At 69.3% G+C, this 19,906-nt stretch carries 23 protein-coding genes; 14 read left to right on the top strand and 9 right to left on the bottom strand.

Annotated features, from left to right (window positions below):
• Positions 1-13: 13 nt before the first annotated feature.
• From murA to AB7878_RS04880, 3 genes are read left to right on the top strand one after another with little or no spacing between them, the layout of a single operon-like run.
• On the top strand, positions 14-1,273 hold the full coding sequence (gene murA, locus AB7878_RS04890) for a UDP-N-acetylglucosamine 1-carboxyvinyltransferase (RefSeq protein ID WP_369493277.1): 1,260 nt from the start codon (positions 14-16) through the stop codon (positions 1,271-1,273).
• Positions 1,274-1,320: 47 nt separating this feature from the next.
• Positions 1,321-1,659, top strand: a complete 339-nt coding sequence (locus tag AB7878_RS04885; protein WP_369493276.1) for a hypothetical protein — start codon at positions 1,321-1,323, stop codon at positions 1,657-1,659.
• Positions 1,656-1,973: a hypothetical protein gene (locus AB7878_RS04880; RefSeq protein WP_369493275.1), complete on the top strand. Its 318-nt coding sequence runs from the start codon at positions 1,656-1,658 to the stop codon at positions 1,971-1,973. The genes AB7878_RS04885 and AB7878_RS04880 overlap by 4 nt, the downstream gene beginning before the upstream one ends.
• A 6-nt stretch (positions 1,974-1,979) precedes the next feature.
• On the opposite strand, the gene AB7878_RS04875 is transcribed toward AB7878_RS04880, so the two are convergent.
• From AB7878_RS04875 to purM, 3 genes are all read right to left on the bottom strand, one after another.
• Positions 1,980-2,678, bottom strand: coding sequence for a DUF3108 domain-containing protein (locus AB7878_RS04875; protein WP_369493274.1), 699 nt, complete (start codon positions 2,676-2,678; stop codon positions 1,980-1,982).
• A gap of 37 nt (positions 2,679-2,715) precedes the next feature.
• Entirely contained in the window at positions 2,716-3,375 is a 660-nt protein-coding gene (gene purN, locus AB7878_RS04870; RefSeq protein ID WP_369493273.1) for a phosphoribosylglycinamide formyltransferase, read from the bottom strand.
• Positions 3,376-3,492: 117 nt separating this feature from the next.
• On the bottom strand, positions 3,493-4,527 hold the full coding sequence (purM, locus tag AB7878_RS04865; protein ID WP_369493272.1) for a phosphoribosylformylglycinamidine cyclo-ligase: 1,035 nt from the start codon (positions 4,525-4,527) through the stop codon (positions 3,493-3,495).
• A gap of 148 nt (positions 4,528-4,675) precedes the next feature.
• On the opposite strand from purM, the gene AB7878_RS04860 reads away from it, so the two are divergent.
• The 4 genes from AB7878_RS04860 to AB7878_RS04845 all read left to right on the top strand — a co-directional run bounded on the left by AB7878_RS04860 (position 4,676) and on the right by AB7878_RS04845 (position 8,234).
• On the top strand, positions 4,676-5,671 hold the full coding sequence (locus AB7878_RS04860; protein ID WP_369493271.1) for a DUF8605 domain-containing protein: 996 nt from the start codon (positions 4,676-4,678) through the stop codon (positions 5,669-5,671).
• A gap of 124 nt (positions 5,672-5,795) precedes the next feature.
• Positions 5,796-6,989: an AI-2E family transporter gene (locus AB7878_RS04855; protein WP_369493270.1), complete on the top strand. Its 1,194-nt coding sequence runs from the start codon at positions 5,796-5,798 to the stop codon at positions 6,987-6,989.
• Positions 6,986-7,693: a DnaA regulatory inactivator Hda gene (hda, locus tag AB7878_RS04850; protein WP_369493269.1), complete on the top strand. Its 708-nt coding sequence runs from the start codon at positions 6,986-6,988 to the stop codon at positions 7,691-7,693. The genes AB7878_RS04855 and hda overlap by 4 nt, the downstream gene beginning before the upstream one ends.
• Before the next feature lie 46 nt (positions 7,694-7,739).
• Entirely contained in the window at positions 7,740-8,234 is a 495-nt protein-coding gene (locus AB7878_RS04845; RefSeq protein ID WP_369493268.1) for a CYTH domain-containing protein, read from the top strand.
• Positions 8,235-8,253: 19 nt separating this feature from the next.
• On the opposite strand, the gene AB7878_RS04840 is transcribed toward AB7878_RS04845, so the two are convergent.
• Together AB7878_RS04840 and AB7878_RS04835 are read right to left on the bottom strand one after the other, a co-directional pair.
• Complete coding sequence (locus tag AB7878_RS04840; protein ID WP_369493267.1) at positions 8,254-9,072, bottom strand: inositol monophosphatase family protein; 819 nt, start codon at positions 9,070-9,072, stop codon at positions 8,254-8,256.
• 67 nt (positions 9,073-9,139) lie between these two features.
• Complete coding sequence (locus AB7878_RS04835; RefSeq protein ID WP_369493266.1) at positions 9,140-9,649, bottom strand: hypothetical protein; 510 nt, start codon at positions 9,647-9,649, stop codon at positions 9,140-9,142.
• A gap of 146 nt (positions 9,650-9,795) precedes the next feature.
• Here AB7878_RS04835 and AB7878_RS04830 point away from each other — a divergent pair, with 146 nt between their 5' ends.
• Positions 9,796-10,605 carry an RNA methyltransferase gene (locus AB7878_RS04830; protein WP_369493265.1) on the top strand — a complete coding sequence of 270 codons (810 nt, stop codon included), beginning with the start codon at positions 9,796-9,798 and terminating at the stop codon, positions 10,603-10,605.
• Positions 10,606-10,708: 103 nt separating this feature from the next.
• Here the strand turns inward: AB7878_RS04830 and AB7878_RS04825 are convergent, their stop codons facing one another.
• A complete protein-coding gene (locus AB7878_RS04825) occupies positions 10,709-12,034 on the bottom strand; it encodes a hemolysin family protein (RefSeq protein WP_369493264.1) in 1,326 nt (441 codons plus the stop codon).
• Between the two features lie 218 nt (positions 12,035-12,252).
• Between AB7878_RS04825 and AB7878_RS04820 the strand changes: the two genes are divergently transcribed.
• On the top strand, positions 12,253-12,882 hold the full coding sequence (locus tag AB7878_RS04820; protein WP_369493263.1) for a DUF47 domain-containing protein: 630 nt from the start codon (positions 12,253-12,255) through the stop codon (positions 12,880-12,882).
• A gap of 10 nt (positions 12,883-12,892) precedes the next feature.
• Positions 12,893-14,017 carry an inorganic phosphate transporter gene (locus tag AB7878_RS04815; protein WP_369493262.1) on the top strand — a complete coding sequence of 375 codons (1,125 nt, stop codon included), beginning with the start codon at positions 12,893-12,895 and terminating at the stop codon, positions 14,015-14,017.
• 37 nt (positions 14,018-14,054) lie between these two features.
• On the opposite strand, the gene AB7878_RS04810 is transcribed toward AB7878_RS04815, so the two are convergent.
• The gene (locus AB7878_RS04810; protein WP_369493261.1) at positions 14,055-14,459 is read right to left on the bottom strand and encodes a hypothetical protein; all 405 of its coding nucleotides are present in this window, start codon (positions 14,457-14,459) and stop codon (positions 14,055-14,057) included.
• Between the two features lie 81 nt (positions 14,460-14,540).
• On the opposite strand from AB7878_RS04810, the gene AB7878_RS04805 reads away from it, so the two are divergent.
• Positions 14,541-14,876, top strand: coding sequence for an MGMT family protein (locus AB7878_RS04805; protein WP_369493260.1), 336 nt, complete (start codon positions 14,541-14,543; stop codon positions 14,874-14,876).
• A gap of 6 nt (positions 14,877-14,882) precedes the next feature.
• Here AB7878_RS04805 and AB7878_RS04800 read toward each other — a convergent pair whose 3' ends face one another.
• A complete protein-coding gene (locus AB7878_RS04800) occupies positions 14,883-16,136 on the bottom strand; it encodes a polyhydroxyalkanoate depolymerase (RefSeq protein ID WP_369493259.1) in 1,254 nt (417 codons plus the stop codon).
• A gap of 285 nt (positions 16,137-16,421) precedes the next feature.
• On the opposite strand from AB7878_RS04800, the gene AB7878_RS04795 reads away from it, so the two are divergent.
• Positions 16,422-17,444, top strand: a complete 1,023-nt coding sequence (locus tag AB7878_RS04795) for a cupin-like domain-containing protein (RefSeq protein WP_369493258.1) — start codon at positions 16,422-16,424, stop codon at positions 17,442-17,444.
• A gap of 3 nt (positions 17,445-17,447) precedes the next feature.
• On the opposite strand, the gene AB7878_RS04790 is transcribed toward AB7878_RS04795, so the two are convergent.
• Positions 17,448-17,939, bottom strand: coding sequence for an RDD family protein (locus AB7878_RS04790; protein WP_369493257.1), 492 nt, complete (start codon positions 17,937-17,939; stop codon positions 17,448-17,450).
• A gap of 44 nt (positions 17,940-17,983) precedes the next feature.
• Here AB7878_RS04790 and xerD point away from each other — a divergent pair, with 44 nt between their 5' ends.
• Together xerD and AB7878_RS04780 are read left to right on the top strand one after the other, a co-directional pair.
• Entirely contained in the window at positions 17,984-18,898 is a 915-nt protein-coding gene (xerD, locus tag AB7878_RS04785) for a site-specific tyrosine recombinase XerD (RefSeq protein ID WP_369493256.1), read from the top strand.
• A gap of 104 nt (positions 18,899-19,002) precedes the next feature.
• Complete coding sequence (locus tag AB7878_RS04780; protein ID WP_369493255.1) at positions 19,003-19,809, top strand: DsbC family protein; 807 nt, start codon at positions 19,003-19,005, stop codon at positions 19,807-19,809.
• Positions 19,810-19,906 lie beyond the last annotated feature (97 nt).

Genomic DNA, 19,906 nt, shown 5'->3' with positions numbered 1-19,906 from the left:
TTAGGACCGCAAGATGGCCAAGATCCTGATCAATGGCGGCGTGCCGCTCCAGGGCGAGGTAGGCATTTCCGGCGCGAAGAACGCCGTGCTGCCGATCCTCGCCGCCTGCCTGCTGGCCGATGCGCCGGTGAGCATCGGCAACGTGCCGCACCTGCACGACGTCACCACCTTCATCGAACTGCTGGGCCAGATGGGCGTGCAGCTGGTGCTGGACGACCGCATGAAGATCCATGTCGATCCGCGCACCACCAGCACCTGCATCGCGCCCTACGACCTGGTGCGCACCATGCGCGCCTCGATCCTGGTGCTGGGCCCGCTGGTAGCGCGCTTCGGCCAGGCCGAGGTGTCGCTGCCCGGCGGCTGCGCGATCGGTTCGCGCCCGGTCGACCAGCACATCCGCGGCCTGCAGGCACTGGGCGCGGAGATCAGCGTGGAGAACGGCTACATCAAGGCGCGCGCGAAGCGGCTCAAGGGCGCGCGCATCGTGATGGACATGGTCACCGTCACCGGCACCGAGAACATCATGATGGCGGCCACGCTGGCCGAGGGCACCACGGTGATCGAGAACGCCGCGCAGGAGCCCGAGGTGGTCGACCTCGCGCACTGCCTGATGGCGATGGGCGCGCAGATCGAGGGCGAGGGCACCTCCACCATGGTGATCCACGGCGTGGACCGCCTGCATGGCACCGACTATCGGGTGCTGCCCGACCGCATCGAGACCGGCACCTTCCTGGTCGGCGCGGCGATGACCGGCGGCAAGGTGCGCGCCCGCGGCGCCCGCGCCAGCACGCTGGACGCGGTGCTGGCCAAGCTGGAGGAGGCCGGCGCGCACATCTCCAGCGGCGAGGACTGGATCGAGCTGGACATGGGCGGGCGCCGGCCGAAGGCGGTCAACATCACCACCGCGCCGTACCCCGCGTTCCCCACCGACATGCAGGCGCAATTCACCGCGCTCAACTGCGTGGCCGAGGGCACCGGCGTGATCACCGAGACGGTGTTCGAGAACCGCTTCATGCACGCGCACGAGCTGCAGCGCCTCGGCGCCGACATCCAGCTCGAAGGCAACACCGCGGTGATCAAGGGCGTGGACCACATGAGCGGCGCGCCGATCATGGCCACCGACCTGCGCGCCTCGGCCTGCCTGGTGCTGGCCGGCCTGGTGGCGCAGGGCGACACCGTGGTCGACCGCGTCTACCACATCGACCGCGGCTACGAGAACATCGAGGAAAAGCTCGGCACGCTGGGTGCGCGGATCCGGCGCTTGCCGAACTGAGTGCCTCCACCGCAGACTGCCCTCCGTTGCGCAACGGAGGGCGGAGCATGGCGTACTACTGGTTCGCGAAGAACATCCCGGAACTGCAGGAAGTCGCCGTCGTGGATCGGCGCGAGTGGTTGCGCGCGGCCGAGGAGCGCAGCCGCCCACGATATTTCAGATGGGTGTCTGTTCTGATTGTCACGCTTGTCGTGCTCGTGTCTGGACAATTTCAGGTTTGGTTGCATCTGGGCTTTCTGTCCGTGGTGCCAGTAACGGCGTTTGTCGCTGCCGTCGCATTGATATGGGACGTCGCGTACCAGCAGCCGCGAGCCAGGCAATGGCTGCGCGAGCATCTGCGCGAGTTCCGCACCGACGATCCACCAGTGGCGGGGGCAAAGCCATGATCCGCTTCTGGCGTCTGGACGATGTTCCCGAATTGCGCGGCTTGCCGACGCATCGGCAGCGCACGTTGTGGAGTGAGGCGACCACGCGCAGCAACACGCCTCGCTGGTTGCTGTTGCAGATGGTGGCGCGTATCGCTGGAACAGTCGCCGTGCTGGCGCTGCTATGGGTCAAACCGGACTGGCTGGGGACGGCGCTGGCCTTGTCAGGAGTACTGCTTGTGCAGCTCGTGGTTGATGGTCTGGTAATTGCCCCGAAGACCCGCCAATGGCTGCACGAGCACGCGCACGAACTGGATCGCTACGTGCCGGCGTAGTCGCCGTTAAGGCTGGGAATAGCTCACCAGCTCCAGCACCAGGTTGCCGCCGTCGCTCTGCGCCAGCTTCACCGGCAACGGGTAGCGGCCGGGCACGTACCAGGCGCTGAATGTCTTGGCGGCGTCGCTGCGCTCCACCCGTTCGGCCTGGAAACTGCCGGCGGGTACCTTGACGGTCTCGCTGCCCGCGACCTTGAAGTTTTCCGTCTCCACCGTCTGGCGCACGCCCACGGGCAGGCTGATCTGCTGCTTGCCATCGCCCAACGCCAGCCCGACCGCCAGTGGCACGGTATTGCGCTCGACCATGCCGGGCTGGGCCGGGTAGGTGTCGGCATGCTTGCCGTCCTGCACGCTCACCTGTCGCTTCGACCAGTCCACCTGCAGGTGGCGCTGCTTGTCCTTGCCGGCGGCGACGAGGTGGTAGTCGTAGCTGATCGCCTCGGGCACGGCGCCCCGCCAGCGGAAGCGCGAGGCCTCCTGCGTGCTGGCGCCGAGCAGGGCGGCGAGGCCGGCGGTGCCCTTGGTGTCCTTGCGCAGGATCCAGCTGCCGTCCGGGCCGGGGCGCAGGGTCACGGTGGCCTCGCCCATAGGCTGGCCATCCTGGGATACCTGATAGCGGGCGGTGAAGGGCTTGGGCGTCGTGGCCGCGGCGGCGGCGAGCGGCAGCAAGGCGAGGGCGACGGCGAGCAGGATGCGTGGGTTCATGAAGGCCGAGTCTGCCGGCGGCCAACTGAACCGGGCGTCACTGCAGGCCGTGTTCGCCCAGTTGCAATGGCGCGTGCAGCGGCTGTCCGTCCAGCAGCACGCCGGCCTCGCCCAGCGCGAGGCGGTGCGCGGCGACCAGCGCCACCACGGCCGGCAGCAGACGGTGCTCCAGCGGCAACAGGCGGCGGGCCAATGTTTCTTCGTCGTCGCCGGTTTCGATGGCCAGCCGCGCCTGGGCGATCAGTGGGCCACCGTCGAGTTCCGCGGTGACGAAGTGCACGCTGGCGCCATGCTCGGCGTCGCCGGCCTCCAGCGCGCGGCGGTGCGTGTGCAGGCCGCGGTACCTGGGCAGCAGCGAGGGATGGATGTTGAGCACGCGCCCCGCCCACGGCGCCAGCGCGGAGCCGTCGATCACCCGCATGAAGCCGGCCAGCACCAGCAGGTCGGCGCCGCTGGTGGTTATGCGGCCGAACAGCTCGCGGTCGAACGTCGGGCGATCGGGGTAGCTTTTCGGGTTCAGCGCCAGCGTGGGGATGCCCGCCGCTTCGGCCAGCCGCAGCGCGCCGGCGGAAGCCTTGTCGCTGGCCACCAGCACGAACTCCACCGGCAGCGTGCCGGCGTCGCGCGCGGCGATCAGCGCGGCGAGGTTGCTGCCGCGGCCGGAGGCGAGCACGGCGATGCGCAAGGGAGTGGGCATGGATTCGTTGGTCTGCGGCCGTTCGCCCTGAGCGCAGGCGCTTCGCGCCGGAGTCGAAGGCCCTTCGACTTCGACCCTGCGGGTCTACGCTCAGGGCGAACGGTGTGTGATTGGAGTTCAGCCGATATGGACGCGCTCGTCGCCCGCGGCCTTCACCACTTCGCCGATCACGCGGCTGGCGAGGCCGTGCTTCGCCAGCAGGGCCGAAGCCGCGGCCACCGCGCTCTGCGGCAGGATCACGGTGAAGCCGATGCCGCAGTTGAAGGTGCGCCACATTTCCTCGCGGGCGACCTTGCCTTCACGCTGCAGCCAGTCGAAGACGGGCGGCAGGGCCAGCGCGCCGGCGTCGAGCGCGAGGGCCTGGCCGTCGGGCACCACGCGGATGATGTTTTCCTTGAGGCCGCCGCCGGTGATGTGCGCCATGCCGTGCACTGCCGCGCCCTGAGTGGCGAGCAACTCCAGCATCGGCTTCACGTAGATCGTGGTGGGCGCCATCAGCGCGTCGGCGAGCTTCACGCCGCCGAGGTCGAGATCGAGCGGGCGGCCGGCGCGGTCGAGGATCTTGCGGATCAGCGAGTAACCGTTCGAGTGCGGGCCGCTGGAAGCCACGCCCAGCACCACGTCGCCGGCCACGATGGCGTCGCCGGAAAGCAGGTCGGACTTTTCCACCGCGCCCACGGTGAAGCCGGCGAGGTCGTATTCGCCGGGCGGGTACATGTCGGGCATCTCGGCGGTTTCGCCGCCGATCAGCGCGCAGCCGGCCAGCTCGCAGCCCTTCGCGATGCCGCCCACCACGGCCGCGGCGGTGTCCACGTCCAGCTTGCCGGTGGCGAAGTAGTCGAGGAAGAACAGCGGCTCGGCCCCCTGCACCAGCACGTCGTTGACGCACATGCCGACCAGGTCGATGCCGATGGTGTCGTGGCGACCGAGCTGCTGGGCCAACTTCAGCTTGGTGCCCACGCCGTCGGTGCCGGAAACCAGTACCGGCTCCTTGTACTTGCCCCCCAGGTTGAACAGGCCGCCGAAGCCGCCCAGCCCGCCCATCACCTCGGGGCGAGCGGTGCGCTTGACCAGCGGCTTGATGCGTTCGACCAGGGCATTACCGGCGTCGATATCGACCCCGGCGGCGCGGTAGGTAAGGGCGTCGGACATGGCGGGAACCGGCGGTGGGAAACGGGCAATTCTACCGCATGCGGGTTGTTGCCGGCGCGGCCGCCGTGCCGGTTCCGTGGCCCGCGGCATGGACGCCGGGAGGGCGATTGGGCAGACTTCCGCGGTATCCCCCACCAGTGTCCCGCCGATGCGCCTGCCCTCGTTGCGTCTGCTCCGCCTGTTCACCATCGCTCTGCTGCTGGGCTTCGCCGCGCTGCCGCCGCTGCACGCGCAGGGCGCCTCGCCGTACTCGGTGACGGTGCCGGTGCCCGACACCAGCGACACCCAGCGCGGCGACGCCTTCGCCACTGCGCTCAGCCAGGTGCTGGCGCGGGTCGCCGGTGGCCAGGATCTGCGCAGCAAGGCGGGTTACGACGACGCGCTGAAGAACGCCGCCGCGCTGGTGCGCCGCTTCCAGTACGCGCGCGCCGCCACCGGCATGAGCCTCACCGTGGATTTCGAGCCCGGCGCGGTGCGCCACCTGGTCTCCACGCTGGGCGTGGTGGGCAGCGTGGGCGCCAAGCCGCCGGTGTTGCTGATGGTGCGTGGCAGTGACGGCCAGTTGCTGGACAAGGACGCGCTGGCCAGTCTCGCCAAGGCCGCCGCTGCGCGCGGCTACGGCGTGGCCTATGCCGACCCCGCGAGCGCGCCGGACCCGGCCAAGGTGGACGCCGCCGATCCGGCCACGCTGGCCGCGATCAACCAGCAGTACCACACCGGCCTGGTGCTGCTGGGCAGCCTGCACGACGGCAGCGCCGACTGGACCCTGGTCTCCGGCGGCAAGGCGCAGCGCTGGACGGACAAGGCCGCCACCGAGGACGCGCTGCTGGTCGACGCCGGCAACGGCACGGTCGACCGCATCGGCAAGCAGCTCAACGTGATCGGCGCCACGGTCAGCGACGAGAAGCTGTGGGTGAGCGGACTGAACAGCGCGATGGACTACGCCAGCCTGCTCAACGTGCTGCGCGCCGATCCCTCGGTGCGCAGCGTCGCGACGCTGGGTGCGGAGAACGACGGCATGCTGATCGAAGTGAAGTCGGCGATGCCGGCCGATGCGCTGGCCGCGAACCTCGCCGCCAGTGGACGGCTGATCCGCGCCGCCGCGCATCCCGGCACCGACGCCAGCCTGCGCTGGCTGCATTGATGGATATGCAAGTCCCTCGCAATGGCCCGCACATCCATGTGCGGTCATGTGCGAGTCCCTCGCAAAACCCCGCACATCCTTGTGCGGACTCTTCAGAAGAGCCGGCTTTCCACAGGATGTTCGCATGCTGACGCAGGAGAACCAGCGTCGCTGGCAGCTGCTGGCGATCCTCGCGGTCATCGTCTTCCTGCTGTGGCGGCTGGCGCCGATGCTGATGCCGTTTGTGGTGGCGGCGATGCTGGCCTACCTCGGCGATCCGCTGGCGGACCGGCTGGAGCGCGTCGGCATGGGGCGCACGCTGGCGGTGAGCATCGTGTTCCTGCTGCTGGCGCTGCTGCTGACCGGCGCGCTGCTGCTGCTGATTCCGCTGATCTCGCACCAGATCGAGAACCTGATCCAGAACGTGCCGCGCTACGTGGACTGGGCCGAGCACACCGCCTGGCCGTGGCTGCAGGCGAAGCTGCATCTCGATCCGCGCACCTTCGACAGCGACCGGTTGATCGCCACGATCAAGACGCACATCGGTTCCGTGGGCGGCATCGCGGGGCAGGTGCTGGGCAAGGTCTCGCGCTCCGGCCTGGGCCTGGTGCTGTGGCTCACCAACCTGGTGCTGATCCCGGTGGTGGCGTTCTACCTGCTGCGCGACTGGGACCGGCTGGTGGCGGCGATCGACCGCCTGCTGCCGCGCTCGATCCAGCCCACCATCGCCCACCTCGCGCGCGAATCGGATGCGGTGCTCGGCGCCTTCGTGCGCGGCCAGCTGCTGGTGATGCTGGCGCTGGGCGTGTACTACGGCGGCACGCTGTCGCTGGTGGCGGGGCTGTCGGTGGGCGTGCTGATCGGCATGATCGCGGGCCTGCTGAGCTTCGTGCCCTACCTCGGCTTCATCACCGGCTTCGGCGCCGCGATCATCGCCGCGCTGGTGCAGTACGGCGACTGGACGCACGTGCTGATCGTCTGCGGCGTGTTCATCGTCGGGCAGTTGCTGGAAGGCTACGTGCTGGTGCCCAAGCTGGTGGGCGAGAAGATCGGCCTGCATCCGGTGGCGGTGATCTTCGCGGTGCTGGCCGGCGGCGAGCTGTTCGGCTTCATCGGCGTGCTGCTGGCGCTGCCGGCCGCCTCGGTGGTGATGGTGCTGCTGCGCTACCTGATGGAGCGCTACCGCCAGAGCGACCTGTACACCGAAGAGGGCGAGGCCGATCCCGCCCTCCACGAGACGGTCGCCGAGGTGGACGTCGCGGTGAGCACCGCCACCGGCACGGTGGAAACCACGGCGGTGATCGAGCCGCCGTCGCACGAGCCGCCCGCCCAGCCATGATCCCGCAGCTGCCGCTCGCGCTGCGCTGGCCGCGCCGCCAGCGCTTCGAACATTTCCACGCCGGCGCCAACGCCGCTGCGCTGGCCGCGGTCGAGGCGCTGGCGCGCGAGCCGGACGCGCCATGGCTCTACCTGCACGGCCCCGCCGGCAGCGGCAAGAGCCACCTGCTGATGGCCGCCTGCCAGGCTGCTGGCGAGGCAGGCCGCGGCGTGCAATACCTGCCGCTGGCGCGCATCGCCGATCGCGCCGCCGCGATCCGCGGCGTGGCCGGCGGCGCGCTGCTGGCATTCGATGATCTCGACGCCATCGCCGGTGAGCGCGAGGCCGAGCACGCACTGTTCGACCTCTACAATCGCGCCAAGGCCGAAGGTGCGGCCTTGCTGTTCGCCGCTGAAGCCACACCGACGCAGTTGGGCCTGGGCCTGCCCGATCTCCGTTCGCGTCTCGGCGCCTGCACCCGCTTCGCGCTGCAGCCGCTGGACGACGCCGAGCGCCGCGAAGTGCTCAAGGCCCAGGCCGGCCTGCGCGGCATCGAACTCGACGAAGGCGTGCTGGACTGGCTGTTCGCCCGCCACACCCGCGACCTCGGCGCGCTGCTGGATCTGCTGGATCGGCTCGACCAGGCCTCGCTGGCGGCGCAGCGGCGGGTGACGATTCCGTTTTTGCGCGGTTTGCTGCGCGAGGCGGAGTCCTCCGCGCCGTGAACCGCTCCGTCGCTGCACCCGCGCGTCATCTGCGCCACGGCCGGCGATGAGCGGCGGCACGCCCAAATACGCGCAAGCCGAGATCGAGCGCCGCTGGCTGGCCGATTTGTCGGCTGCGGGCCCGCTCGACGGGTTGCCGTGCCGCACGATCGAGGATCTCTACATCGCCGGCACGCGCTTGCGCCTGCGCCGGGTGGAAGACGACGCGGGCGCGGCCGTCTTCAAGTTCTGCAAGAAATACGGCGGCGACGGTTTCTCGGAGCCGATCGCCAACTTGTACCTGGCCGAGGCGGAACACCGGGTGCTCTCCGGCTTGCCGGGCCACTGCGTGCGCAAGCGCCGCTACGCCATTGCCGGCGGTGCCTTGGACGTCTATGGCGGCGTGCCGCCACTGGCGATCTTCGAAATCGAATTCGCGACGGTAGCCGAAGCGGCCGGCTATCGGCCACCGGCTTTCGCGCGTGCCGAGGTCACGCGCGACCCGGCGTATTCGGGTGTCGCGCTGGCGGTGTCACGAGGGAGGCAGCTGTCGGCACGCTAGAGGCGCGTCGCCGGCCTGGTCAGGCCTTCAGCAACTCCGGCGTCGCGTGCGCGCCGATGGCATCGGTCATCGCCTTCGCCACGTTGAGGTTGCCGGCGATGATGTTGCCGCTGGCCGGGATGCCGTCGCGGCCGGCGAAGTCGCCGTAGCGACCGCCCGCCTCGTGTACCAGCAGCACGCCGGCAGCCATGTCCCAGGGCTTCAGGCCGATCTCGAAGTAGCCGTCGTAGCGGCCGGCGGCGGTGTAGGCGAGATCCAGCGCGGCGGAGCCGGAGCGACGGATGTCCTCGGCCTGGCCGAGCAGGGCGCGGGTCATCGCGAGCTGGGTGTCCAGATGCGCGCGCTGGCGGTACGGGAAACCGGTGGCGATCATCGCGCCGCCCAGGTTCTCGCGCTTGCCGACGCGGATGCGGGTGGGGCCGGTGCCCTTGTCGAGATAGGCGCCGTCGCCCTTGCTGGCGGTGAACAGCTCGCCGCGCAGCGGATCGAACACCACGCCGTAGACCGGCACGCCCTTGTCGAGCATGGCGATGGACACGCTGAAGTGCGGGATGCCGCGCAGGTAATTGTGGGTGCCGTCCAGCGGATCGATCACCCAGGTGAGCGGGCCCTTCTTGCCGATCGCACCGCTTTCCTCGGCGAGTATGCCGTGGTCGGGGTAGGCGCGGCGCAGTTCCTTGACGATCTCGGCCTCGGCCAGCTTGTCGACCTCGGAGGCGAAGTCCATGCGCTGCTTCTCGACGACGGTGAGGCCGTCGATGCGGTTCATGTAGCGCAGGATGACGTTGCCGGCGGCGCGCGCGGCGCGCACCGCGATGGTGATGGCGGGTCGGGTCATGGCTTCGGCTGTCGAAAGAACGGGTTGCGGCCGGCGATTCTAGCAGAGCGACCAAGACCGGCGGAGATCATGGCGGAGACTTGCCGGATTCCTTGGGGTCGGGCAGGGAGAAGCGAGCCCTGACCGACCAAGGCGGGAGGAGGGGCCACTCGCCGGCGATCGGGTAGCCGGTCACATGGACCTCGTAACGGTGGCCAGGCGTCAGGTGAATTGGCTGCACGCTGGCTGGATAGATGACCTTGAGTTGCGCTTCGGGAGAAACGCCGAGGCGGTACGGGTTGTCTCCGGCGTGCAAGTGCACTTCCCACAGGCCCATTTGTCCATCGACCGGTCCGGCCTGCCAGACCAGCCGATTCGCGGTCAGATCGCGAATCTCGAAGACCCGCAGATCAGAGACGTATTCGCCCAATCGCCGAACGTCGATGTCCACGTCGTCGGCCGAAATGTGGACAGCCAAAGGCGGGGCGCAGAGCCATCCCAGGATCGCAAACAAGGCTGGGGCCGACAGACACAGCAAGACAACAAACAGCAGCGCATTGGTAGAAGCAAGCAGGGCAAGCTTGTGATGGCGACGCATCTCGTGTCCTTGCAGTCTGGCCTTGACTGTCAGAACGTAGCTTTGGCTGCGGTTGACGGAAGGGCTGGGCAAGGGCGTGCGACGGGCGATGCACTATCCTTTGCCCCTTTGCCCCTTTGCCGCTCGACTTCGTCGGTTGCCTGCCCATGACTGTTCTTGATCTCGCCTCTTTGTTCCGCTTCGTGCTGGTGCGCACCTCGCACCCCGGCAACATCGGTGGCGCGGCACGGGCGATCCGCACGATGGGGTTCACCCGGCTGGAGCTGGTGGCGCCGGCGCGTTTTCCCGACCGCGAGGCGGATGCGCTGGCGGCGAACGCGGTACAGGTGCTGGCCGAGGCGGGTGTGCACGAGACGCTGGTCGACGGATTGGCCGGCGCGAGTTTCGCGCTGGGCCTGTCGGCGCGGCGGCGCGGGGTGAACCTGCCGGAGCTGTCGCCGCGCGAAGGCGCGCGGCAGGCGTTGGCCGCGGCCGCGCGCGGCGAGCAGGTGGCGCTGCTGTTCGGCAACGAGCGCACCGGGCTGGAGAACGACGAGCTGGCGACCTGCCATGCGATGGTGCGTATCCCCAGCGTGGACGATTTCAGCTCGCTGAACCTCGCCCAGGCCGTGCAGGTGATGGCCTACGAGTTGCGCCTGGCGATGCTGGGCGACGAGTTGCCCGCGCCGCCGCCCGAGCACGATGAACCGCCCGCCGACGCCGGGCAGATGGAGCGTTTCTACGCCCACCTCGCAGAGACGCTGGACGACATCGACTTCCACAAGGGCCGCTCGCCCGAGACGATCATGTTGCGGCTGCGCAAGCTGTTCCAGCGCGCGCAGCCGGACCAGCGCGAGCTGCGCGTGCTGCACGGCATCCTCGCGGATGCGCAGCGGATGGCGATGCTGGCGCGGGCCGCGCCAGCATCGCCGCGATCCACGGAGGGATCGCACGTCAATCAGGCTGAGCCTGATTGACGGAGCCCGATCCGGCCAGGGCCGGATCGGGCGAGTCAGGAAAGGGCAGGAAGCCCTTTCCTGACATCAAGCCACGCTTTTGCTCTGGCTTTACGCGCCGCCGCTACCCCTCCGCCTCGTCCGCGTTGTCCTGCTGCGGCGCACGGGTGACCAGCAGCTTGTCGATGCGGGCGCCGTCCAGGTCCACCACCTCGAAACGGAAGCCCTGCCAGGCGAACACCTCGCCGGTCTGCGGGATGTGGCCCAGCGCGGCCGTCACCATGCCGGCCGCGGTGCGGAAATCGTGCTCGTCCTCGCCAGGCAGGCGGTCAACATGCAGCAGTTCACGCAGGTCGTCGTTGGCCAGACTGCCGTCGACCAGCCAGCTGCCGTCGGCGCGCTCGACGATGGGTGCGTCGGTCGCGGCATCGCCGTGGCCGAGCTGGCTGACACCGACCACGGCGGCGAGCAGGTCGTTGACGGTGACCACGCCCTCGATGTCGCCGTATTCGTCCACCACCAGGGCCAGCGGCGTCTCGGCGTCGCGAAATTCCTCCAGCAGGTCCAACGCGCGCGCGGTGGCGGGCACGAACAGCGGCTTGGCGAGGTGGTCGAACAGTTGCGGGCGACCGTCGGCGAAGGCCTGCAGCAGGCGCTTCACCTCGACCACGCCGACCACCTCGCTCTCGTCGCCGCGGTAGACCGGATAGCGCGAGTACGGCGTCTGCCGTAGTACGGCTACGTTCTCCTCGCGCGGCGCGGCCATGTCCAGCCAGGCGATGCGCACGCGCGGCGTCATCACGCTGTCCACGCTGCGGTCGCCCAGGCGCAGCACGCGGTTGACCATGTTGTGTTCGTCGGCGTCCAGCACGCCCTGCTCGGCGCTCTCGGCCACCAGCAGGCGGATCTCCTCCTCGGTGGCGGCGGCATGGCCGCGGCTGCGCACGCCGAGCAGGCGCAGCAGCAGACTGCTGGCGGCGTTGAGCAACCACACGAACGGCGCGGTGGCGCGCGACAGCAGCAGCATCGGGATGGCCACGATGACCGACACCTTCTCCGGCGCGGACAGCGCGAGGCGCTTGGGCACCAGTTCGCCCACCACGATCTGGATGAAGGAGATCAGCGCGAAGCCGAGCACCACGCCGAGCACTCGCGCATAGGGCTCCAGCCATGCGGCGCGGCCGCCGTGCAGCAGGGTGGCGATGTGCGTGCCCAGCGCATCGCCGGCGACGGCGCCGGTGACCAGCATCAAGAGGGTGATGCCGACCTGGATGGTGGAGAGGAAGTATTCCGGCTTCTCGGCGTGCCGCAGCGCCAGCGCGGCGCGGCGGCTGCTGCGCGCCATCTGCTTCAGGCGGCTCTTGCGCGAGGCGACCAGGGCCATCTCGGACAGTGCGAAGAAGCCGTTGCACAGGGCGAGCACGAGGACGAGCGCGATTTCGGTCAGCATCGCGGGGATCGCGGGGAGGGGCGCATGGGCCGGAGTGTAGCGGCAGCGTGGTGCGACGCTCCACGCTGGCGGTTCGCGCGGCACAAGTGCCTGATCGTGCTGGTGGATGCGCGCGTTTTCGGCCGGCGCATGGCGAGGACGCGGCTATCCTTGTGCTGCGATGCGGGGTAGCTGTCCTGTAACATTGCTGTCATTTGGACCCCTCAGGCGCGACCCGCATGTTTTCACTGCAGACGATCTTCGGCAAAGGCGACAGGTTCTACGGCCTGCTGGAGCAGAGCGCCGATGCGGCGCACGAGAGCGCCAAGGCGCTGCAAGCCCTGGTCACCCAGACCGACCATGCGCCGGTGATGGCCGCGTTCGCCGCCACCCGGGCGCGCGAGAAGGCGCTGGCCGCGCAGATCAGCGAGGAGCTGGTGAACACCTTCGTCACCGCGCTGGACCGCGAGGACATCGAGGCGCTGAACTCGGCGCTGTACAAGATCCCCAAGACCGTGGAGAAGTTCGCCGAGCGCTACGAGATCGTGGCGGTGCGCCTGCAGGGCGTGGATTTCGCCCAGCGCGCGCTGGTGCTGGAGCGCTCCACCACGGTGGTGTCCGAGATGATCGGCGAGCTGCGTCGCGGCTTGCGCATCGATCCGGTGAAGAAGCTGCAGGACCGCCTGCAGACGCTGGAATCCGAAGGCGACCGCATGCTGCTGGCGCCGTACCGCACGCTGTACGTCGAGGGCAACGACGCGATGAAGGCGATGCTGGCGAAGGACTTGTTCGAGCTGCTCGAGAAGGCCATCGACAAGTGCCGCGACGTCGGCAACATCGTCTATTCGATCGTGCTGAAGCACTCGTGAGTCTGCCCGCATGAGCCTCGGACTGGTCGCGGCGGTAGTGCTGATCGCCCTCGTCTTCACCTACATCAACGGCTTCCACGACACCGCCAACTCGATCGCCACCGTGGTGGCGACCAAGGTGCTCACGCCGGGCCAGGCAGTGCTGCTGGCCGCGGTGACCAACCTGATCGGTGCGCTGTGGGGCACCGCGGTGGCGGCCACCATCGCCGCCGGCATCGTCAACACCGGCGTGGTCGACGCCGGCCCGCAGCTGCTGATCTGCGCGCTGCTGGCGGCGATCGTGTGGAACCTCATCACCTGGTGGCTGGGCCTGCCGTCCAGTTCCAGCCACGCCCTGGTGGGCGCCCTGGTGGGCGCGGCGATCGCCGAGGCGGGCGGCCACTTCAACGCGGTGATCTGGGCCCAGGGCGGCGCACACTGGTGGACGGGCAAGGGCGTGGTCCCCAAGGTGGTGGTGCCGATGGTGGCCTCGCCGATCATGGGCATGCTGCTCGGCTTCGCGCTGATGGGCGGGTTGTATGCGCTGCTGGCGTGGTTCTCGCGCCGCAGCGGCTGGCTGCACCGGCTGGGGCGCACCCCGTTCGTGAACGCGTTCTTCGGCAAGGCCCAGATCGCTTCGGCCAGCGCGATGGGCCTGGCGCATGGCATGAACGATGCGCAGAAGAGCATGGGCATCATCGCGCTGGCGCTGGCCAGCGCCACCGCGGCGGGGCAGTTCGATCACCTGCCGGCGTGGCTGCACTTCCTGCGCATCAACGGCTCGGAGCACGGCGGCTTCGTGGTGCCGGCGTGGGTGGCGGTGGTGTGCGCGCTGACCATGGCCGGCGGCACCGCAGGCGGCGGCTGGCGCATCATCAAGACGCTGGGCCACAAGATGGTGAAGCTGCACCCGATCAACGGCTTCGCGGCCGAGGGCAGCTCGGCCATCGTGATCCTCGCCGCCTCGGCCTTCGGCCTGCCGGTCTCCACCACCCACGTGGTGTCCTCCGCGATCATGGGCGTGGGCTCGGCCAAGCGCTCGAACGCGATCAAGTGGTCGGTGGTGGAGCGCATGGTGTGGGCGTGGATCCTCACCTTGCCGGTTACCGCGCTGATCGCGTGGTGTTTCGTCGGGCTGGCCCACCTGTGGAACTGATCTGGCGGCAGGCTGTTTCTCGGCAGCCTGCTGCGCGCTAGAACGCGTCGCTGCCGCTGGCGACCAGCTGTTCGAGCTGGTCGCCCAGGCGGCCCAGTTCCACGATCACGCGCTGCAGCTCGCCCTCGTCGAGCAGTTCGTAGGGGCGGTTTTCGCACAGCTGCAGGTAGGGCGCTCCGTCCAGGTCGGTGACGGCGAGGAAGCCGCAGCGCTGCTCCCAGTTGAAGCGCAGGCAGCGTTGGGGGTCGGTGCCCGCGAGCGGCCCGATCGGGGTGGAGATGCGCAGGTAGCGGCGGCCGATCTCGTCCTCCAGCTCGGCCAGGTAGATGCCCTGGTGGCGCCCGCGCGGCAGGCTGAGGTCGAAGCTGATCAGGTAGGGGTCGTTCTGGCGCAGCCCGTGCAGGCTGCCCACGTGGGAACGTACGGCTTCGAAGTGGTGCATGGGACGCCCCCCGAGACTGGCCGATGGCGCTGCTACTCTGACACGTCCGCACCCCGCCTTGGTCAAGGCCCTGTTATCGCCATGCAAGACAGCCACGCCCGCGTCTACGCCGCCATCGCCGCGATCCCGCCGGGCCGCGTGGCCAGCTACGGCGCCATCGCCGCCCGCGCCGGCCTGCCGGGGCGCGCAAGACTGGTCGGCAAGCTGCTGGGCGAGGTGCCCGACGGCATGGAATTGCCCTGGTTCCGCGTGCTGCGTTCCTCGGGCGAGATCGCCCTGCCCAAGGGCAGCCGCGGCTTCCGCGAACAGGTGCAGCGGCTGCGTACCGAAGGCGTGGAGGTGAAGAACGGCCGCGTGGCGCTCAGCGCCTTCGGGCTGGACGCGAACCTCGATCGGGCGCTGTGGGGGATGCCTTGACGGCGGTCAGGCGACGGTCTTGTCGAACCGCCGGATGAAATCCCGCACCTGCGGATAGACCACCTCGCGCCAGCGCCGACCGCTGAAGATGCCGTAGTGGCCGGCGCCTTCGATCACCTTGTGCGCGCGGCGCTTCGCCGGAATGCTGCTGCACAAGTCGTGCGCGGCCTGGGTCTGGCCGAGGCCGGAGATGTCGTCCAGCTCGCCTTCCACGGTGAGCAGGGCGCTCCGGGTGATCGCGGCGGGGTTCACCCGCTCGCCGCGCACGTCCCATAGCCCGCGCGGCAGCAGGAACTGCTGGAACACGGTGGCGATGGTGTCGAGGTAGAACTCCGCCGGCAGGTCGAGCACGGCGTTGTATTCGTCGTAGAACTTGCGGTGCGACTCGGCGTCGTCGAGGTCGCCGCGCAGCAGGTTCTGGTAGAAGTCCCAGTGCGACTGCAGGTGGCGGCCGGGGTTCATCGCGATGAAGCCGGCGTGCTGCAGGAAACCCGGATACACCTCGCGGCCGCGGCCGGGATAGTTCGGCGGCACGGTATGGATCACGTTGCCCTTGAACCAGGCCAGCGGCTGGGTGGTGGCGAGGTTGTTGACGCTGGTGGGACTGCGCCGCGGGTCGATCGGGCCACCCATCATGGTGAGGCTGCGCGGCGTGGCCTCGCCGCGCGCGGCCAGCAGCGACACCGCGGCCAGCACCGGCACGGTGGGCTGGCAGACCGAGATCACGTGCAGGTTGTCCGCGCCGATGTGGCGGATGAAGCGCTCGACCAGCGCCACGTAGTCGTCCAGCCCGAACGGGCCGGCCGTGGCCGGCACCATGCGTGCGTCCACCCAGTCGGTGACGTAGACCTTGTGCTCGCGCAGCAAGGTGCGCACGGTGTCGCGCAGCAGCGTGGCGTGGTGGCCGGACAGCGGCGCCACCACCAGCACTACCGGGTCGGTCTTCATCGTCTCGACGGTGGCCGGGTCGTCGCTGAAGCGCTTGAAGCGCTTCAGCTGGCAGAACGGCGTGTCCAGCGCCACGCGTTCGATCACCGCGATCTCGTGGCCGTGCGCCTCGACTTGGTGGATGCCGAAGATGGGCTTCTCGTAATCTTTGCCAAGACGATGGACCAGCTCGTAGCCGGCGGCCAGCCGTTGCGTGCCGGGCCATGCGGCGAGCGGATTGTTCGCATCGTTGAGCATCTGCGCGCTGGCGTCGGCGAAGTGGCTGAGCGGGCCGAGGAAGGCGCGTTGCCACTCGTGGATCTGATAGAGCATGGGGCGACCGGTATGGGCGAAAACGCGCCATCTTAGCGCCGTTCACGGTTTCTTGTGTTGCAGTGCCGCAGGCGCGATCGTCAAGACGATCAAGGGTTTGGCTTGCACCGCCTGGTGTCGCCCGGCGGCGCGTCGTGGCGATGCCGGCCGGCTGCGCCAGCCGGCGCACGGCTGCGTTGACGCCGTCCGACGGCGCGCGTAGCGTCGCGCTCCGGCGTCGGGATTTCGTGGCGCGGCGCACCGGCAGGTGGCCCGCGGCTGCTTCGCACAGGGGAGCGAATCGACATGGGCGCAGTGGACATCGATACGCAGGCGCGTCCGGAAATCCGGGCGCAGCGCCGGGTCGCGCTCGAGCGCCGGAGCGCCGCCGAGTTGCCGTATCCGGACTTCGTGCGCGACTACGTTGCGCGCAATCGTCCGGTGGTGGTGGAGAACGCGCTGCAGGCCTGCCCGGCGCGGCAGCAGTGGACGCCGGAGTATTTCCGCGAACGCTTCGGCGCGAAACGCATCCAGGTCAGCCCCAGCGAGCAGATGACGTTTGCCGACTTCATCGACGCGGTGCTGGCCTCGCGCGAGGATGCGCCCGGCCCGTACATGTACCGCCTGTTCATCGGCCCGCACATGCCGGAGCTGTTGCCGGACCTGGAGCCGCTGAATCCCTATGCATTCCCGCGACGGCTGGCCAGCCCGCTGATGCCGCGGCAGTGGCGGCGGCCGGACGGTTATCTGAAGCTGCTGTTTGGCGGCATCGGCGGCCGCTTCCCGTTCCTGCACTACGACCTCGAGAACTCGCACGCGACGATCACCGAGATCCACGGCGACAAGGAGTTCATCCTGTATCCGCCGGAAGACGCCGCGTTCCTGTATCCCAAGCCGGGCATGCCGAACCAGTCGACGATCCCGGACGTGCGCCAGGTCGACGCGCAGCGCTTCCCGCTCTACGAGCGCGCCACCCAGTACCACACCGTGCTGCATCCGGGCGACATGGTGTTCGTGCCCTCGCGCTGGTGGCATGGCGCGCGGGCGCTGTCGCCGTCGATCTCGATCTGCCAGAACATGCTCGATGGTTCGAACTGGGGCGGCTACGTCGACGAGCTGTGCTCCCGCGCCAGCGGTCTGCCGGAATCCAAGCGTTACGCCAAGCGGGCGTACCTGAGCGCGCTCGGCGGCCTGCTGTCGATGCTGGAACGCTGGCCGCGCCGCTCCGGTGCGGGATCGACGGGGCGCGTCGCGCGGCTGGCGCCGGTCACCTGTGCCGAAGCCGGCGATTCCAGCCGCTGGCCGGTCGCCAGTTGGAAGGTGCGCTGACGCTCAGTCGATGCGCCGCAACTCGGTATCCGCGGCGAGGTCGTGCAGGGCGCGGCGGCGCGGATCGAACAGCGCCACGACGAACCACAGCGCCCATGCGCCCAGCACCGTCCACAGCGTGGCGTGCAGGCCGAGCACCGGTTCCAGTGCCAGAAGAAGCATCGGCGCAGCGGCGACCAGCACGCGGACCACGGCCTGCTGCAGGCTGATCGTGCCGCCGTCGTCGCGGCTCACGCGGATGCGCCACGGTCGCATGCCCAGGGTCTGTCCGCCGCGGCGCCATGAGGCGACGAAGTAGGCGGCCACCACCACGCCTTGCAGCCACTGGTACCAGAGCGGGACCACGGCGTGCGCGCCGGTCTCGATCAGCCGGCCGCCGGTGGCGAGCTGGCACAGCAGGCCCACCACCATCACGATCGCCACCACGATCAGCAGGTCGTAGACCAAGGCGACCAGGCGGCGCCACAGCGGGCAGGGCAGGTTGGCGGCGTTCATCGGGCGGCTTGCACTCGGTTGGCGCCATGCCCAGCATGGTGCGCATGCAGAAAGAAGATTCGCCCAGTATCACCGAAGCGGACGCCGCGAGCATCGACGCCTTCCTGGAACGCGTGTGGTCCGAGGACGGCCTCGCCGATCGCACGCTGGAAGCCTATCGCCGGGATATGGAAGCGCTGGCGCGCTGGCTGGCCGGGCGCGGTCGTTCGCTGCGCGACGCGCGGCGCGAGGACATCTCCGCCTACCACGGCACGCAGCATGCGGCGGTGCGCTCGATGGCGCGGCGGCAATCGGCGTTCCGGCGCTACTACGCGCACCTCGCGCGCGAGCAGGCGGGCTTCGAGGATCCCACCCTGCTGATCGAGCGTCCGCGCATGCCGCGCAGCCTGCCCAAGGCGCTGGCCGAGCGCGAGATCGAGGCGCTGCTGAACGCGCCGGACACCGACGGCACGCTGGGCCTGCGCGACCGCGCGATGCTGGAGCTGATGTACGCCTCGGGCCTGCGCGTGTCCGAACTGGTGGAACTGCCGCTCGCCGCACTCAACCCGCGGCAGGGGGTACTGCGCGTCACCGGCAAGGGCGGCAAGGATCGCCTGGTGCCGGTAGGCGAGGTGGCGCTGGGCTGGATCGAAAGCTATCTCGCCGGTGCGCGCCCCGTGTTGGCGAAAGGCCGCCAGCCCGCGGCGCTGTTCCTCAGCCGGCGCGGCGCGGGCATGACGCGGCAGATGTTCTGGACCCTGGTGAAACGCCACGCGCTCAAGGTCGGCATCCAGGCCAAGCGCATCTCGCCGCACGTGCTCAGGCACTCCTTCGCCACCCACCTGCTCAACCATGGCGCCGACCTGCGCGCGCTGCAGATGCTGCTGGGTCACAGCGCGCTCAGCACCACCCAGATCTACACCCTGGTGGCGAAGGAAGGCCTGAAGCGCCTGCACGCGCAGCATCATCCGCGCGGCTAGGCCAAAAGAGGGTCAGAGTGCAGTTTTCGAGGATGCCCGGCATTGCCAGAAGCGTCGTAAAACTGCACTCTGACCCTCTTTGGGCCCGGCCATCGAGGTGCGAGATGTTGAAGAAGCTGTTGCTGGCCGTGTGCGTCAGCGGAATCGCCCTGACCGCCTGCGCGGCCGACAACACCGCCACGGCTGTCCCGGCAACGGACGCGCCGGCGCCCGGCCCGATGCTCGGCGACGGTGTCGACGCCGCCGCGCTGAAGCTGGTGCAGCAGTCGCTGGCGAAGCTGGCGCCGGGCGTGCAGGTGGCCGTGGTGAACCGCGCGCCGCTGCCGGGCTTCTACCAGGTGATCGCCTCGGGCCAGCTGGTCTACGTGAGCACCGACGGCAAGTACCTGCTGAACGGCGACCTGGTCGACCTGGGTGCGAAGAAGAGCCTCAACGACGCCGCCTGGGCGGCCTATCGCAAGGCCGAGCTGGCCAAGGTGCCATCCTCCGCGCGCATCGAATACGCGCCGGCGAACCCGAAATACCGCGTCACCGTGTTCACCGACGTCACCTGCCCGTACTGCAAGGTGTTGCACGAGCACATCGCCGAGCTCAACAAGGAAGGCATCGCGGTGGATTACCTGGCGTGGCCGCGCGAGGGCGTGACCAACCCGCTCGGCCATCCCACGGCGACCTACAAGACCATGGTTTCGGCCTGGTGCGCCGCCGACCGCAAGGCCGCGCTCACCGAGGCGTTCGCGGGACATGAGCCCAAGGCCGCCAGCTGCTCCAACCCGGTGCGCGCCCAGTTCGAGCTGGGCGAGAAGCTGGGCGTCAGCGGCACCCCGGCGATCTTCACTCCCAGCGGCCGCATGGTGGGTGGCTATCTCACGCCGGCGCAGCTGCTGCAGGTGCTGCAGAAGGAAGGCTGAGTCGGTTCAGGCGGCGCCCCGCAAGAGCCTGCGCCTGCACGGCCGGCAGCGGTCATGCCGTGCCGCAGCATCGGCCGGGTGCATCGGCTAGAATAGG

It is taken from the genome of Rhodanobacter humi (assembly GCF_041107455.1).
Taxonomy (GTDB): Bacteria; Pseudomonadota; Gammaproteobacteria; order Xanthomonadales; family Rhodanobacteraceae; genus Rhodanobacter_A.
This window is presented reverse-complemented; position numbering and strand designations above follow the sequence as displayed.